The sequence below is a fragment of the Bacillus sp. FSL W8-0770 genome (assembly GCF_038008705.1).
Lineage (GTDB): Bacteria > Bacillota > Bacilli > Bacillales > Bacillaceae_G > Bacillus_A > Bacillus_A cereus.
Genome location: NZ_JBBOZR010000001.1, coordinates 3,984,622 through 3,999,739, shown reverse-complemented (window position 1 = coordinate 3,999,739; position 15,118 = coordinate 3,984,622). Strand labels below are relative to the sequence as shown.

Here is a 15,118-nt window from a genome sequence, read left to right as displayed (position 1 = left end):
AAACAAAAAAATAATATTTGGTAAAAATATGTTGTTGACTATAGATGTGGTGAAGAGTGGATGGCATGTTTGCTGTGTAACGTTTTGAAAAAGTAGTGAATGTTTTTTAAGAAGTGGTCTTGCCAATTTCGTGTGAAACTTGGTATTATTACTAGGTATTAAATTTTTATTGGAATAATATTTTTACAGGAGTTTCGATTTATTATAAAGAAATATAAATTGGAATGTTTAAAAAATTTATCGTAAGATGGAAATAGTAAATATTTCTATTAGTTAATGAAATATATTTTCTAATAGAATACATCGTATTTTTACAGTCAATCTAGTTTTCGTGACGAGAATCTGTAAAAACGGGACAAACAAGAGTATGGGAGTGGATTTTACATGTTTAAAATTCAAGAAGTTCGCGAATTAATTAAATTAATTGATAGCTCTAATATTGATGAATTTGAATACAAAAAAGACGGTACAACAATCAAAATGAAAAAGCGTGGTAATGAAGTTGTTGCTGTGCAAGCACCTGCAGCAAAACAAGCTATGCAACCAGTAGCGCCTGTTGAAGTTGAAACGAAAGTAGCAGCAGCACAAGCAGAAGCGCCAAAACAAGAAGAGAAGAAGGCTGTTCAAAATGAAAACCTACATAAAATCACATCACCGATGGTAGGTACATTCTATTCTTCTTCTTCGCCTGATACACCTCCATATGTAAGTGTTGGGGATAGAGTATCGAAAGATTCTATCGTATGTATTGTCGAGGCTATGAAGTTATTTAACGAAATTGATGCTGATGTAGAGGGCGAAATTGTTGAAATTCTTGTTAATAACGGACAGCTTGTTGAGTATGGACAACCGCTATTTCTTGTAAAAGCGTAATAAGGGAGTCTTTGTGATGATAAAAAAAGTATTAATAGCCAATCGTGGGGAAATTGCTGTACGAATTATTCGTGCTTGTAAAGAAATGGATATTGAAACAGTTGCAATTTATTCAGAAGCAGATAAAGAGTCACTTCACGTACAGATTGCAGACGAGGCGTATTGTGTAGGACCAACGATTTCGAAAGAAAGCTATTTAAATTTGACAAACATTATTAGCGTTGCGAAGTTAACAGGCTGCGATGCTATTCATCCGGGATACGGATTTTTAGCAGAGAATGCAGATTTCGCAGAGTTATGCCGTGAATGTAACTTGATTTTTATCGGTCCAAGTCCAGAAGCTATTTCAAAGATGGGCACAAAAGACGTTGCTCGTGATACAATGAAAGAAGCAGGGGTTCCGATTGTACCAGGTTCACAAGGGATTATTAAAAATACCGAAGAAGCGATCGAGCTTGCTAATCAAATTGGATATCCAGTTATTATTAAAGCGACTGCAGGTGGCGGTGGAAAAGGTATTCGTGTTGCACGCCATGAAGAAGAGCTTATAAAAGGAATTCAAATTACACAGCAAGAAGCTAGTACCGCTTTTGGGAACCCTGGTGTATACTTAGAAAAGTACGTTGAAGATTTCCGCCATGTTGAGATTCAAATAATGGCAGATACACACGGAAATGCCATTCATTTAGGAGAGCGTGATTGTACAATTCAGCGCCGTTTGCAAAAACTATTAGAAGAAAGTCCATCACCTGCACTTGATGAAGATATTCGCAAGCAGATGGGTGAAGCGGCAGTTAAAGCGGCGGTAGCGGTTGATTATACAGGTGCTGGTACGGTTGAGTTTATTTATGAATATAAAACGAAAACCTTTTATTTCATGGAGATGAATACGAGAATTCAGGTTGAGCATCCGGTTACTGAAATGGTAACGGGAATGGACTTAATTAAAGAGCAAATTCTTGTTGCTTCAGGAGAAAAGTTATCGTTACAGCAAGAAGAAGTACAATTTAATGGTTGGGCAATTGAATGTCGAATTAATGCGGAAAACCCTGCCAAAAAATTTATGCCATCTCCAGGTAAAGTAGAAATGTACTTACCACCAGGAGGATTTGGTATTCGCGTCGATTCAGCTGTATATCCGGGATATTCAATTCCACCTTTCTATGATTCGATGGTTGCTAAATTAATTGTTCACGGAAAAACACGTGAAGAGGCAATTGCAAAAATGAAGCGCGCACTTAGTGAATTTGTCATTGAAGGCGTACATACAACAATCCCGTTCCATTTGCAATTGCTAGATCATCCTGATTTTGTAAAAGGTGAGTTTAATACGAAATTTTTGGAAGAGCATGAACTTGTGACGCAGTGATACATTAAAGGAGGTTTTTTTCATGGCTGAACATATGTTAGATATGGGTCAAGATACAACTCTTGGTAAAGTAGAAATTGCACCAGAAGTAATTGAAGTAATTGCAGGTATTGCAGCTGCTGAAGTAGAAGGTGTAGCGGCAATGCGCGGTAATTTTGCTACAGATGTTGTTGAGAAGTTAGGTAAGAAAAATCATGGTAAAGGTGTAAAGGTTGAATTAGCAAACGAAGATATTATCGTTGACCTTTATGTTGTAATGTATTTTGGTGTAGCAATTCCAGTTGTTGCACAAAAGATTCAAGACAATATTCGCCAAGCACTCTTTACAATGACAGGACTTGAGCCAAAAGAAGTGAATGTTCACATCGTTGGCGTAACATTCGAAACACAAAAAACAGAAATCGAACCAGTGTAAGAATGAAAAGGTGCCTAGTAACATAGGCATCTTTTTTATCGTTTCATTTCTTCACAAATTACAACCCTCTAATTATTATACTATTTCAAAAAATAAGAAATAAACAAGAAAATGTGTCGTTTTTCCAAAAAACGTACATTGTGATAAGATATGGAACTTGAAGTTAATCTTTTTATTATTTTTCAGCCTTGTAACCCGTGTGTGAAACGATAAATTGTGTTATTATCATTGTATTATAAGGTTGGAAAATCAATGAAAACTGTAAGAGTAAGTGAATTGACGGCTTATAAATTATAATAATATAACAAAGTATAAGGAAAGACTTGAAGCATAAAGGAGAGTTACAATGAAACGTAGGACGGCTAGAGAAAGAGCAATGCAAGCATTATACCAAATGGATATTACAGGTGAATTAGAACCGAAAGTAGCAGTGGAAAACACGCTGGATGAAGGCGAAGAAACAAATGAGTTTCTAGAGTCACTTGTAGTAGGTTTTGTAGAAAATAAAGAAGCAATCGATGAAGCGATTCGTCAAAACTTAAAAAAGTGGAAGCTTGAGCGTATTAGTATTGTTGATCGCAGTATTTTACGTGTAGCTGTGTATGAAATGAAGTACATGGAAGAAATTCCACACAACGTAACAATTAACGAAGCAATTGAAATTGCAAAAACATTTGGGGATGAGGAATCTCGTCGTTTTATTAACGGCGTTTTATCTAATATAAAAGATACACTGTAAATTCTTTAAGGGGGAATCTTAAAATGGTAGCAGTAATCATCAAAGGAAATGAAGTTGCGGAGAAAAAACGAGCACAATTAACAGAAGAAGTTGTGAAGTTGAAAGAGCAAGGTATTGTACCAGGATTAGCAGTTATTTTAGTTGGAGAAGATCCAGCATCTCGTTCTTATGTGAAAGGAAAAGAAAAAGGCTGTGAACAAGTAGGGATTTACTCAGAGCTAATTGAACTTCCTGAAACAATTACTGAGGAACGTTTGCTTGCTGAAATCGATCGCTTAAATGGCGATGACCGTATTAATGGCATATTAGTGCAATTACCTTTACCAAAACATATTGAAGAAAAAGCTATCATTGAAAGAATTTCACCAGAAAAGGATGTAGACGGATTTCACCCAATCAGCGTGGGACGTATGATGACGGGACAAGATACATTCCTTCCATGTACACCGCATGGTATTGTAGAATTAGTAAAAGAAACAAATCTTGATATTTCTGGAAAACATGTAGTGGTAATTGGAAGAAGTAATATTGTCGGTAAACCAGTGGGACAATTGTTTTTAAATGAAAATGCCACTGTAACATATTGTCATTCTAAGACGCAAAATATGAAAGAGTTATCGAAGTTAGCTGATATTTTAATCGTAGCTGTTGGACGACCTAAAATGATAACAGCGGATTATATTAAAGAAGGAGCGGTTGTAATTGACGTTGGTGTTAACCGTTTAGAAACAGGAAAACTTTGTGGTGATGTTGACTTTGACAACGTGTTAGATGTTGCGGGTTACATTACACCTGTGCCAAAGGGTGTTGGTCCAATGACAATCACAATGCTTCTTCATAATACTGTTGAATCTGCCAAACGTGCAGGTGTCGTTTGTAAATAATTTGAGTCGGCTATGAGGAGAGAGAAATGGAGAAGCAATATTTAACCGTTACAGCGTTAACACGCTATATAAAAACAAAAATAGAATATGATCCGCATTTGCAGTCTGTTTGGTTAAAAGGTGAAATTTCCAACTTTAAAAATCATAGCCGTGGCCACATGTATTTTACATTGAAAGATGAAAATGCAAGAATCGCAGCGGTTATGTTTGCGGGCCATAATCGTAATATTAAATTCAAACCTGAAAATGGGATGAAGGTACTCGTGAAAGGGAAAATCTCTGTTTACGAGGCGAGTGGTTCTTATCAAATTTATATTCAAGACATGCAGCCTGACGGAGTCGGGAATTTACATTTAGCGTACGAACAGTTAAAAGTTCGTTTAGAAGAAGAAGGACTTTTTTCTCAAGTTTATAAAAAAGCGATTCCTCCTTACGCTAAAACAATAGGTGTGATTACGTCGCCAACAGGAGCAGCGATTCGTGATATTATAACAACGATTAAACGTCGTTATCCAATTGGGAATGTTATTGTATTTCCGGTACTTGTACAAGGGGAGTCAGCGGCTCCCTCGATTGTACAAGCGATTCGTACAGCGAATGAAATGGGAGAGATAGATGTACTAATCGTTGGTCGTGGTGGAGGTTCTATTGAGGAATTATGGGCTTTCAATGAGGAAATGGTTGCAAGAGCAATCTTTAAGAGTGAAATTCCTATTATTTCGGCAGTAGGCCATGAAACGGATTTTACAATCGCAGATTTTGTTGCAGATTTACGCGCGCCAACACCGACTGCAGCAGCTGAGCTGGCAGCACCTAACATTATAGAGTTACAAGAAAAGGTATTACAAAGAACTCTGAGATTGCAAAGAGCAATGAGAGAGTTAGTACATAAAAAAGAAGAAAAACTACAAGTGTTGCAAAAATCGTATGCGTTCCGTTATCCAAGACAAGTATATGAGCAAAAGGAAGAGCAATTAGATAGAGCGCTAGAACAGCTTGTTTTAGCGAAAGAGCGCTATATTGATAAAAAGGTGAATCAGTTAAAGCAACTTTCATTTTATTTAGAGAAGCACCACCCATCTCAAAAAATTATGCAAACGAAGGTAGCTGTTGAAACGTTGCAAAAGCAATTACAACGTGAAATGCAAACGTTACTTCAAACGAAAGAATTTGCCTTTGTAAGAGCTGCTCAAAAACTTGAAGCGTTAAGTCCGCTTAAAGTAATGATGAGAGGGTACGGGCTTGTATATGATGAAGAGAAGCAAGTGTTAAAAAGTGTGAAAGATGTAAGCCTTGGAGATGCTGTTTCAGTTCAATTACAAGATGGAATACTAGATTGTAGCGTATCAGGCATAGAGGAGCGTGAATTGAATAATGGAAAATAAATTAAGCTTTGAAGAGGCAATTTCGCAACTTGAGCATCTTGTTTCTAAGCTAGAACAAGGTGACGTACCTTTAGAAGAAGCGATTTCTTATTTTAAAGAAGGTATGGAATTATCTAAGCTTTGTGATGAGAAGCTGAAGAATGTACAAGAACAAATGGCAGTTATTCTTGGGGAAGATGGAGAGCTTGAACCGTTTACTGCTTTAGGAGATGAAGCATAGTGACGATTGCTTTTGATACTTTTTTGAAAGAAAGTAAAACTTTCGTAGAAGAAAAACTTGTAAGCTATGCAAATGAATTACAATGTCCAAATGTACTTCGTGAAGCGATGGCATATTCTTTGGAAGCGGGTGGAAAACGTCTCCGCCCGTTACTTTTGTTTGCAACATTACAAGCGTTTGGGAAAGAAAGAAATCTTGGAGTAGGTGCAGCTTGTGCTCTTGAAATGATTCATACATATTCATTAGTTCATGATGATTTACCTTGTATGGATGATGATGATTTAAGAAGAGGAAAGCCCACAAATCACAAAGTATTTGGTGAAGCGATGGCAGTTTTAGCAGGAGATGGCTTATTGACGTATGCTTTTCAAGTTATTATGGCATATGAGCAAAAAGAAATTTCTGCCGAAAAAAAAGTAAGACTTGTACTTGAACTTGCAAAAGCAGCAGGACCAGAAGGAATGGTTGGCGGACAAGTGGCAGATATGGAAGCTGAAGGGAAACGCCTTACGATTGATGAATTGGAGTACATCCATAAACATAAGACCGGAAAACTGCTTGAATTTGCTGTACTTGCGGGTGCGATACTTTCTGATGCGACAGAAGAGCAAGAAGAAAAGTTGCTTACGTTTGCCAAATATATCGGTCTAGCTTTCCAAATTCGAGATGATATTTTAGATGTCGAAGGAACTGAAGAAGAGATTGGAAAACCGATTGGTAGCGATCTTTCTAATGAAAAGAGCACATATACAACGTTGTTTACTGTAGATAGAGCAAAGGATATTTTAGAAGAAACAATTGCAGAAGCAAAAGGTGCGATTAGTTCCTTGCAATTACAAGATGAATATTTACTATCTATTTGTGATTTGATTGCAAAACGTAATAACTAATATAACAGCGTTTTCATTTGTTGAGTCATTCATCATTTTATGATATAAATGTAGGAAAAGGTTTTTCTTTTCTTGTTATTGGCAAAAATATATGTAGATTACATTGCCGTTATCACTTCGTGTTAGCGGCTATTTTTTTCATCGCCTAAAGAAATATGGTTTATAATAGGATTAGGGCGCAATAGACTGGTTAATAGCGGGACAAGACGAAAAATAGAAAAGAGAATTTCTTGTTTTGTGTAAATGTTTTTTATAATATTTGACATGTTGACAGATTATGAAATGAAAGTGAGTGATCCATGTGGATCTAACGCAAATTCAAAACCCTAGTTTTTTGAAAGATATGTCTATCAGTGAACTAGAGGGATTGAGTGAGGATATTCGTAAGTTTTTAATTGAAGAGCTCTCTCAAACAGGTGGACATATTGCACCTAATTTAGGTGTAGTAGAACTCACAATTGCTCTGCACAAATTATTTGATAGCCCGCAAGATAAATTTTTATGGGATGTAGGACATCAATCCTATGTACATAAAATTTTAACTGGACGTGCGAAAGAGTTTGGTACATTAAGGCAATATCAAGGTCTATGTGGTTTCCCGAAACGTTGCGAGAGTGAGCACGATGTATGGGAAACTGGTCATAGCTCGACTTCGTTATCGGCTGCAATGGGAATGGCTCTGGCACGTGATTTAAAGAAAACGAAAGAATATGTTATACCAATTATTGGAGATGGTGCTTTAACAGGCGGAATGGCTTTAGAGGCATTGAACCATATTGGACATGAAAAAACAGACATGATTGTTATTTTGAATGATAATGAAATGTCAATTGCACCAAACGTTGGTGCGCTTCATAATGTGCTCGGTCGTTTACGTACCGCAGGAAAATATCACTGGGTAAAAGATGAATTAGAGTATATATTAAAGAAAATCCCAGCAGTTGGCGGGAAAGTGGCTGCGACAGCAGAGAAAATAAAAGATAGTCTTAAATATTTACTAGTATCTGGTGTCTTTTTCGAAGAGTTAGGCTTTACATATTTAGGTCCAGTCGATGGGCATGATTATGAAAAGTTATTCGAAACGTTGCAATATGCAAAGAAAACAAAAGGCCCAGTGCTTGTTCACGTTATTACGAAAAAAGGAAAAGGTTATAAACCGGCTGAGAGTGACGTTATTGGAACTTGGCATGGAACAGGACCTTATAAAATTGAATCAGGTGACTTCGTTAAGCCGAAAGAAGTTGCACCAGCATGGAGTGCTGTCGTTAGTGAAACAGTACTTAAGCTAGCGAGAGCGGATGAGCGTATCGTAGCAATTACACCTGCAATGCCTGTTGGATCAAAACTTGAGAAATTCCAAAAAGAATTCCCAGATCGTATGATTGATGTAGGTATTGCAGAACAGCATGCTACAACAATGGCAGCAGGTATGGCAACGCAAGGAATGAAGCCATTCTTAGCGATTTATTCAACATTTTTACAAAGAGCATATGACCAAGTTGTTCATGATATATGCCGCCAAAATTTAAATGTTTTCATCGGAATAGATCGCTCGGGATTAGTAGGAGCAGATGGTGAAACGCATCAAGGCGTATTTGATATCTCATTCTTACGTCACTTGCCGAATATGGTGCTTATGATGCCGAAAGATGAAAATGAAGGGCAACATTTAGTTTATACGGCGATGCAATATGAAGATGGACCAATCGCATTGCGTTATGCTCGCGGTAATGGACTTGGCGTTCATATGGATAAAGAATTAAAGGCGATTCCAATCGGTACGTGGGAGACGTTAAAAGAGGGGACACAAGCAGCTATTTTAACGTTTGGTACGACAATACCAATGGCAATGGAAGCAGCTGAGCGTCTTGAAAAAGCTGGGGTTTCAGTGAAAGTAGTGAATGCTCGCTTTATTAAACCAATGGATGAAGCATATTTACATGATCTTCTAGGAAAGAATATACCGATTTTAACGATTGAAGAAGCTTGTTTAATCGGTGGTTTTGGAACAGGAGTAGTTGAATTTGCATCTGAAAATGGTTACCATAGTGCATTAGTTGAACGAATGGGTATTCCAGACCGCTTCATAGAGCACGGAAGTGTAACAAAATTATTAGAAGAAATTGGTTTAACGACAGATGCTGTTGTAGACCGTATTCATACAATGATTCCATCAAAACAAAAAAGGGCGTAACAAATGAGCGTAAAAAAAGAAAGAGTAGATGTACTATTAGTAGAGCGAGGACTTATAGAAACGCGTGAGAAAGCAAAGCGCGCCATTATGGCCGGACTCGTATATGCAAATGAGATGAGACTTGATAAACCAGGAGAGAAAATCTCGCAAGATACTGAGATTACGGTGAAGGGACAAGTTATGCCGTATGTAAGTCGTGGTGGTTATAAACTTGAAAAGGCATTAGAGACATTTCATCTTGATTTACAAGATAAAGTTATGATAGATATTGGTTCATCAACTGGTGGCTTTACAGATTGCGCGCTTCAAAATGGAGCGAAATTATCTTATGCATTAGATGTAGGATACAATCAACTAGCGTGGAAATTACGTCAAGATGAGCGTGTTGTTGTAATGGAACGAACAAACTTCCGTTACGTGACACCAGCAGACTTAGAACGTGGTTTACCTCAATTTGCAAGTATTGATGTTTCATTTATATCATTAAAGCTTATACTGCCAGTTTTAAAAACAATGCTTATGCCTAACGGAGATGTAGCAGCGTTAATTAAACCGCAGTTTGAAGCTGGAAGAGAGCAAGTTGGGAAAAAAGGTATCGTTCGTGATAGAAAAGTACATGAAGCTGTTGTAGAAATGATTGTCGAGTTTGCTTTAAAAGAAGGCTATGATGTGGAAGGTTTAACATTCTCACCAATTACGGGTGGGGATGGTAATATTGAATTTTTAATTCATCTGAAATGGCATGGTGAACGTGAGAATGGCGAAAATCATTCTCCGATTTCTATAGAGCAAGTTGTTACAGAAGCGCATGACGTTCTAAAACAAAAAGGGAAAGGGGAATAACATATGTTGTTCCTCTTTTTGCTGTAATTGTATAATGATTGTAAAAACAATTGTGTACAAGAAACGAATTATAAGTTAACATAAATAAGTGAAGTATACCAATGTTTAAACTATGGTAAGAGATAGTGTGAGGTGCAAATGTATGAATAAAGGTCAGCGCCATATTAAAATCAGGGAAATTATTGCAAACAAAGAAATTGAAACACAAGATGAATTAGTTGATATTTTACGTAATGAGGGATTTAATGTAACGCAAGCAACAGTATCGCGCGATATTAAAGAACTGCACTTAGTGAAGGTGCCATTACATGATGGGCGCTATAAATATAGCTTGCCAGCAGATCAACGATTTAACCCGTTACAAAAATTAAAACGAAATCTAGTGGATTCATTTGTAAAATTAGACACGGCAGGACATATGCTTGTGCTAAAAACATTGCCTGGTAACGCTCATTCACTTGGAGCACTTATTGATCATTTAGAGTGGGATGAGATCATCGGAACCATCTGTGGTGATGATACTTGCTTAATTATTTGCCGTACACCTGACGATACAGGTGTTGTCTCTGATCGTTTCTTAAATATGTTGTAACAAAAAATCTTGTTTGCTTTCCATCGTAAAGTGGAAAGTGAACAAGATATTTTTATTGGTTAAAAATATGAATTTTCAATTGTAATATAATATTTTGTTTGCATAAAGTTAAAAAATAGATGGATTGACCCGTAAAACAAATGTTTGGTACAATGAAGCGGGTTAGAAGAGTATATACATACAAATATATAGCATGATTATTTGAATGAAGAACTGAGAAAATCCTTTAGTAAGGGATTATTTTATAACGAGGTGAATGGGGCATTGTTATCGGAATTATCGATTAGAAACTTTGCTATTATTGAAGCATTAAATATTTCTTTTCAAAAAGGTTTAACGGTTTTAAGCGGTGAAACAGGGGCCGGAAAATCGATTATTATTGATGCAATTAGTTTACTTGTAGGTGGCCGTGGGTCAGCAGAATTTGTTCGATATGGAACAGAAAAGGCTGAGATTGAAGGGCTATTTTATGTTGAAGATGAGAAGCATCCATGTATTGAAAAGGCAGAAGAGTTAGATATAGAAATAGAAGATGGTATGATTATTTTAAAGCGTGATATTGCTGCGAACGGGAAGAGTGTATGTCGTGTAAATGGGAAGCTTGTTACACTTAGCATATTAAAAGAAATTGGGAAAACACTTGTTGATATTCATGGACAACACGAAACGCAAGATTTAATGAATGAAGAACGACATCTGTTTATGCTTGATCACTTTGATGGGGATCGAATCGTTAAACAATTAGACATATATCAAAACGTATACGCTGACTATGAAAAATTAAAAAAACAATTGAAATCGTTAAGTGAAAATGAGCAACAAATGGCACATCGCTTAGATTTAATTCAATTTCAGCACGAGGAAATTCGCAAGGCGGATTTAAAGATGGATGAAGAAAATGAATTAACTGAGGAACGATTGCAAATTTCTAATTTTGAAAAGATTTATAAAGCGTTAGGTGATGCATATCGTTCTTTAAGTGCCGACGGACAAGGATTAGATAATGTAAGAAGTGCAATGGGGCAAATGGAAAGTATTACACATTTAGATGATATGTATCAAGAGAATCATGATTCAATTGCAAATAGCTATTACTTATTAGAAGAGGTTGCCTATCAACTGAGGGAAAAGCTCGATATGATGGAATATGATCCAAATCGTTTAGATGAAATCGAAACACGTTTGAATGAAATTCGTATGCTAAAGAGAAAATATGGAAATAATGTAGAAGAGATTTTAGCGTATGCTGATAAAATTGAACAGGAAATTTTTACGATTGAAAATAAAGACGTTCATATTGAAACGACGAAGAAACAGTTGAAGGAATTAGAAAGTGTTATTATGAAAGAAGCAACGTTGTTAAGTAATATGCGTCATGAGCTTGCAGAACACCTTACAAATGCAATTCATCAGGAATTAAAAGAATTATATATGGAAAAAACGAAATTTGAAGTGAGAATTATGAAGAGAGAAGGAAATGCAGAAGAGCCCCTTGTGGAAGGTGCGCCGGTAAGACTTACGGCGGATGGTTACGATCATGTGGAATTTTATATTTCAACGAACCCAGGAGAGCCGCTAAAACCACTTTCAAAGGTTGCTTCTGGCGGAGAGTTATCTCGTATCATTTTAGCTTTAAAAAGCATTTTTTCTAAGCATCAAGGGGTTGCATCTGTTATTTTTGATGAAGTGGATACGGGTGTAAGTGGCCGGGTCGCACAGGCTATTGCGGAAAAAATTTATCGAGTATCAGTAAACTCGCAAGTACTTTGTATTACGCACTTACCTCAAGTAGCTTCAATGGCGGATTCACATTTATTTATTCGAAAACAAGTAGCGAATGATCGGACAATTACATCAGTTACTGTTTTAACTATGGAGGATAAAGTAACAGAAATAGCTCGAATGATTTCTGGTGTGGAAATCACAGATTTAACGACAGAGCATGCGAAAGAATTACTTACGCAAGCGCATCATTTTAAACAGACAGCAGAGGCTATCCAGTAATGGATAGCTTTTTTTCTCAAATGACGATTTCTTAATTCTTCCGGTTATAAATAAAGCACTGCAAGGAGAGATTAAAAAGTGAAGCCAAGAGGCTGAATGTGGGGTAGGAGCGAGGAGAGTGAACAAGTTGAAATTAGAAAAATTTCGAAAAATAATAGGTCTTTGTCTCCTTGTTTCTTTAGTTTTTATTGGATGTTTTAAACCGCTTCGAACGTTTATTTCATCACCGAAACAACTTGTTGTTTTTGAAGGGCAACAATCAGAAATATCATCATTACCAGTTTTCAAAGCTTCATCCACAAATCGTCATGTATTTACAGTGAGTTCGAATGAACAAAAACAAGGACTTATGGTAAATTCTCATCAAAATGGTGAAGCTGATATGGTATTTCAGCTTGCTGGTTTTCCAGTGAAAAAAGTAAATGTGAAAGTGTTAAAAGATTTTAAAGTGATTCCAGGTGGACAATCAATTGGTGTGAAATTAAATACAAAAGGTGTACTTGTTGTAGGCCATCATTTAATTCAAACTGAAAAAGGTAAAATATCTCCTGGTGAAACAGCAGGTGTACAAATTGGAGATATGATTACTGAAATTAATGGTAAAACAATTGAAAGAATGAGTGATGTAGCACCGTTTATTCATAATAGTGGAGAAACAGGTGAACCGCTTAATCTTGTATTGTTAAGAGATGGAAAATATATTCGTACGAAGCTAACTCCACAAAAAGACAACGGTGAATCGTCTTATCGAATTGGCTTGTATATCCGTGATTCGGCAGCTGGAATTGGAACGATGACATTTGTTCATCCAGATTCTATGAAATATGGGGCACTTGGTCATGTTATTTCTGATAATGATACGAAAAAGCCGATTCAAGTCGAAGATGGACAAATTATGCGCTCGACAGTTACATCAATTGAAAGAGGTAGTCATGGGAATCCAGGGGAGAAATTAGCAAGATTCTCACCAGACCGTGAAGTGATTGGCAATATTACAATTAATAGTCCATATGGTATTTTTGGAAAATTAAATACGAATATGAAAAACGGTATAATGGATAAAGCAATGCCTATCGCATTATCTCATCAAGTAAAAGAAGGACCGGCAAAAATATTAACAGTTATTGATCAAGATAAAGTAGAAGCGTTTGATATTGAAGTTGTTAGTACAGTGCAGCAAAAATTCCCAGCTACAAAGGGTATGGTAATAAAAGTAACAGATAAACGTCTATTAGAGAAAACGGGCGGTATCGTACAAGGAATGAGCGGAAGTCCAATTGTACAAAATGGAAAAGTAATTGGTGCTGTTACACATGTATTTGTAAATGATCCAACATCAGGATATGGTGTTCATATTGAATGGATGTTACATCAAGCTGGAATTAATATTTATGATCAAGAGAAAAAAGCGAGCTAATATATATTATTAGCTCGCTTTTTCTGTTGAAAAATTCGTTGAAATTTTGTAAAAGCTCCGCAAGAGGTGTTTTTTGTTGTAAAATAAAAGGAAAGGGTTGAACGTTTCGTTGTATTTCTATGATGGAATGTGTTGCGAAAGGGAATAAATGAACGATAAACATATTTTTTTGTGATTTTATCGGAAAGTAAGAAACTTTAAAAGGGAATTTTCACACAATTGTCGAACAATTCATGTAGCCTAGAAGGATACACATGTCGGAGAATCGATTCGGTAAGGGAGGAAAAGCTGTGGAGAAAATTAAAGTATGTCTTGTGGATGATAATAAAGAACTAGTATCAATGTTAGAGAGCTATGTAGCCGCTCAAGATGATATGGAAGTAATTGGTACTGCTTATAATGGTCAAGAGTGTTTAAACTTATTAACAGATAAGCAACCTGATGTACTCGTTTTAGACATTATTATGCCACACTTAGATGGTTTAGCTGTATTGGAGAAAATGCGACATATTGAAAGGTTAAAACAGCCTAGCGTAATTATGTTGACAGCATTTGGCCAAGAAGATGTGACGAAAAAAGCAGTTGACTTAGGTGCCTCATATTTCATATTAAAACCATTTGATATGGAGAATTTAACGAGTCATATTCGTCAAGTGAGTGGTAAAGCAAACACTATGATTAAGCGTCCACTACCATCATTCCGATCAGCCACAACAGTAGATGGAAAACCGAAAAACTTAGATGCGAGTATTACGAGTATCATTCATGAAATTGGTGTACCCGCTCATATTAAAGGATATATGTATTTACGAGAAGCAATCTCCATGGTATACAATGATATCGAATTATTAGGATCGATTACGAAAGTATTGTATCCAGATATCGCAAAGAAATATAATACAACAGCAAGCCGTGTTGAGCGCGCAATTCGTCACGCAATTGAAGTAGCTTGGAGCCGTGGGAATATTGATTCTATTTCGTCCTTATTCGGTTATACAGTATCCATGTCAAAAGCAAAACCTACGAATTCTGAGTTTATCGCAATGGTTGCGGATAAGCTGAGACTTGAACATAAAGCTAGTTGAGAGTAAAAGTAGTAAGGGATTTAAGCTTTAGTAAAGCTTAATAATTCTTGAAATTGATACTCGATATCAAATTTAAAGCCAATGAACTTTTTATTTAAAGACCAATGAATGTTATAATTCGTTGGTCTTTTTATTTTGTTGGGAAAAAGAGATTATTTGATAGTATGGAAAATAAAACCTATTTTTAGTAATATTACATGTAAGTGAG

14 protein-coding genes are annotated in these 15,118 nt (G+C 36.3%); all 14 read left to right on the top strand.

Translation table 11 applies throughout. From position 1 onward, the window contains the following. Positions 1–384: 384 nt before the first annotated feature. The gene (gene accB / locus NST27_RS20485) at positions 385–873 is read left to right on the top strand and encodes an acetyl-CoA carboxylase biotin carboxyl carrier protein (protein WP_000472859.1); all 489 of its coding nucleotides are present in this window, start codon (positions 385–387) and stop codon (positions 871–873) included. Between the two features lie 16 nt (positions 874–889). Continuing rightward, positions 890–2,242: an acetyl-CoA carboxylase biotin carboxylase subunit gene (accC, locus tag NST27_RS20480; protein ID WP_000592870.1), complete on the top strand. Its 1,353-nt coding sequence runs from the start codon at positions 890–892 to the stop codon at positions 2,240–2,242. Positions 2,243–2,264: 22 nt separating this feature from the next. Then, the gene (locus tag NST27_RS20475) at positions 2,265–2,657 is read left to right on the top strand and encodes an Asp23/Gls24 family envelope stress response protein (protein WP_000807630.1); all 393 of its coding nucleotides are present in this window, start codon (positions 2,265–2,267) and stop codon (positions 2,655–2,657) included. A gap of 346 nt (positions 2,658–3,003) precedes the next feature. Beyond that, the gene (gene nusB / locus NST27_RS20470) at positions 3,004–3,396 is read left to right on the top strand and encodes a N utilization substance protein NusB (RefSeq protein ID WP_000830247.1); all 393 of its coding nucleotides are present in this window, start codon (positions 3,004–3,006) and stop codon (positions 3,394–3,396) included. Positions 3,397–3,419: 23 nt separating this feature from the next. After that, the gene (gene folD, locus NST27_RS20465) at positions 3,420–4,280 is read left to right on the top strand and encodes a bifunctional methylenetetrahydrofolate dehydrogenase/methenyltetrahydrofolate cyclohydrolase FolD (protein WP_000226732.1); all 861 of its coding nucleotides are present in this window, start codon (positions 3,420–3,422) and stop codon (positions 4,278–4,280) included. A 26-nt stretch (positions 4,281–4,306) separates the two neighbouring features. Continuing rightward, entirely contained in the window at positions 4,307–5,665 is a 1,359-nt protein-coding gene (xseA, locus tag NST27_RS20460; RefSeq protein ID WP_000415249.1) for an exodeoxyribonuclease VII large subunit, read from the top strand. After that, a complete protein-coding gene (xseB, locus tag NST27_RS20455) occupies positions 5,655–5,885 on the top strand; it encodes an exodeoxyribonuclease VII small subunit (protein ID WP_000428423.1) in 231 nt (76 codons plus the stop codon). Before xseA ends, xseB begins: the two co-directional genes overlap by 11 nt. Continuing rightward, positions 5,885–6,775, top strand: coding sequence for a (2E,6E)-farnesyl diphosphate synthase (gene ispA / locus NST27_RS20450; RefSeq protein ID WP_000150374.1), 891 nt, complete (start codon positions 5,885–5,887; stop codon positions 6,773–6,775). Before xseB ends, ispA begins: the two co-directional genes overlap by 1 nt. Positions 6,776–7,076: 301 nt before the next feature. Further along, positions 7,077–8,969 carry a 1-deoxy-D-xylulose-5-phosphate synthase gene (gene dxs, locus NST27_RS20445; RefSeq protein ID WP_000366454.1) on the top strand — a complete coding sequence of 631 codons (1,893 nt, stop codon included), beginning with the start codon at positions 7,077–7,079 and terminating at the stop codon, positions 8,967–8,969. Positions 8,970–8,972: 3 nt separating this feature from the next. After that, positions 8,973–9,812, top strand: a complete 840-nt coding sequence (locus tag NST27_RS20440; protein ID WP_000111874.1) for a TlyA family RNA methyltransferase — start codon at positions 8,973–8,975, stop codon at positions 9,810–9,812. 142 nt (positions 9,813–9,954) lie between these two features. Then, positions 9,955–10,404: an arginine repressor ArgR gene (gene argR, locus NST27_RS20435; protein WP_001032580.1), complete on the top strand. Its 450-nt coding sequence runs from the start codon at positions 9,955–9,957 to the stop codon at positions 10,402–10,404. 264 nt (positions 10,405–10,668) lie between these two features. After that, on the top strand, positions 10,669–12,408 hold the full coding sequence (gene recN / locus NST27_RS20430) for a DNA repair protein RecN (RefSeq protein ID WP_047386797.1): 1,740 nt from the start codon (positions 10,669–10,671) through the stop codon (positions 12,406–12,408). A gap of 118 nt (positions 12,409–12,526) precedes the next feature. Beyond that, a complete protein-coding gene (gene spoIVB, locus NST27_RS20425; protein ID WP_002098091.1) occupies positions 12,527–13,825 on the top strand; it encodes a SpoIVB peptidase in 1,299 nt (432 codons plus the stop codon). A 290-nt stretch (positions 13,826–14,115) separates the two neighbouring features. Next, the gene (gene spo0A, locus NST27_RS20420; RefSeq protein WP_021727703.1) at positions 14,116–14,910 is read left to right on the top strand and encodes a sporulation transcription factor Spo0A; all 795 of its coding nucleotides are present in this window, start codon (positions 14,116–14,118) and stop codon (positions 14,908–14,910) included. The last annotated feature ends 208 nt before the right edge of the window (positions 14,911–15,118 follow it).

Coding starts and splice junctions, on each gene's coding strand:
- accB (WP_000472859.1), top strand. CDS start 385: ATGTTTAAAATTCAAGAAGTTCGCGAATTAATTAAATTAATTGATAGC.
- accC (WP_000592870.1), top strand. CDS start 890: ATGATAAAAAAAGTATTAATAGCCAATCGTGGGGAAATTGCTGTACGA.
- NST27_RS20475 (WP_000807630.1), top strand. CDS start 2,265: ATGGCTGAACATATGTTAGATATGGGTCAAGATACAACTCTTGGTAAA.
- nusB (WP_000830247.1), top strand. CDS start 3,004: ATGAAACGTAGGACGGCTAGAGAAAGAGCAATGCAAGCATTATACCAA.
- folD (WP_000226732.1), top strand. CDS start 3,420: ATGGTAGCAGTAATCATCAAAGGAAATGAAGTTGCGGAGAAAAAACGA.
- xseA (WP_000415249.1), top strand. CDS start 4,307: ATGGAGAAGCAATATTTAACCGTTACAGCGTTAACACGCTATATAAAA.
- xseB (WP_000428423.1), top strand. CDS start 5,655: ATGGAAAATAAATTAAGCTTTGAAGAGGCAATTTCGCAACTTGAGCAT.
- NST27_RS20440 (WP_000111874.1), top strand. CDS start 8,973: ATGAGCGTAAAAAAAGAAAGAGTAGATGTACTATTAGTAGAGCGAGGA.
- argR (WP_001032580.1), top strand. CDS start 9,955: ATGAATAAAGGTCAGCGCCATATTAAAATCAGGGAAATTATTGCAAAC.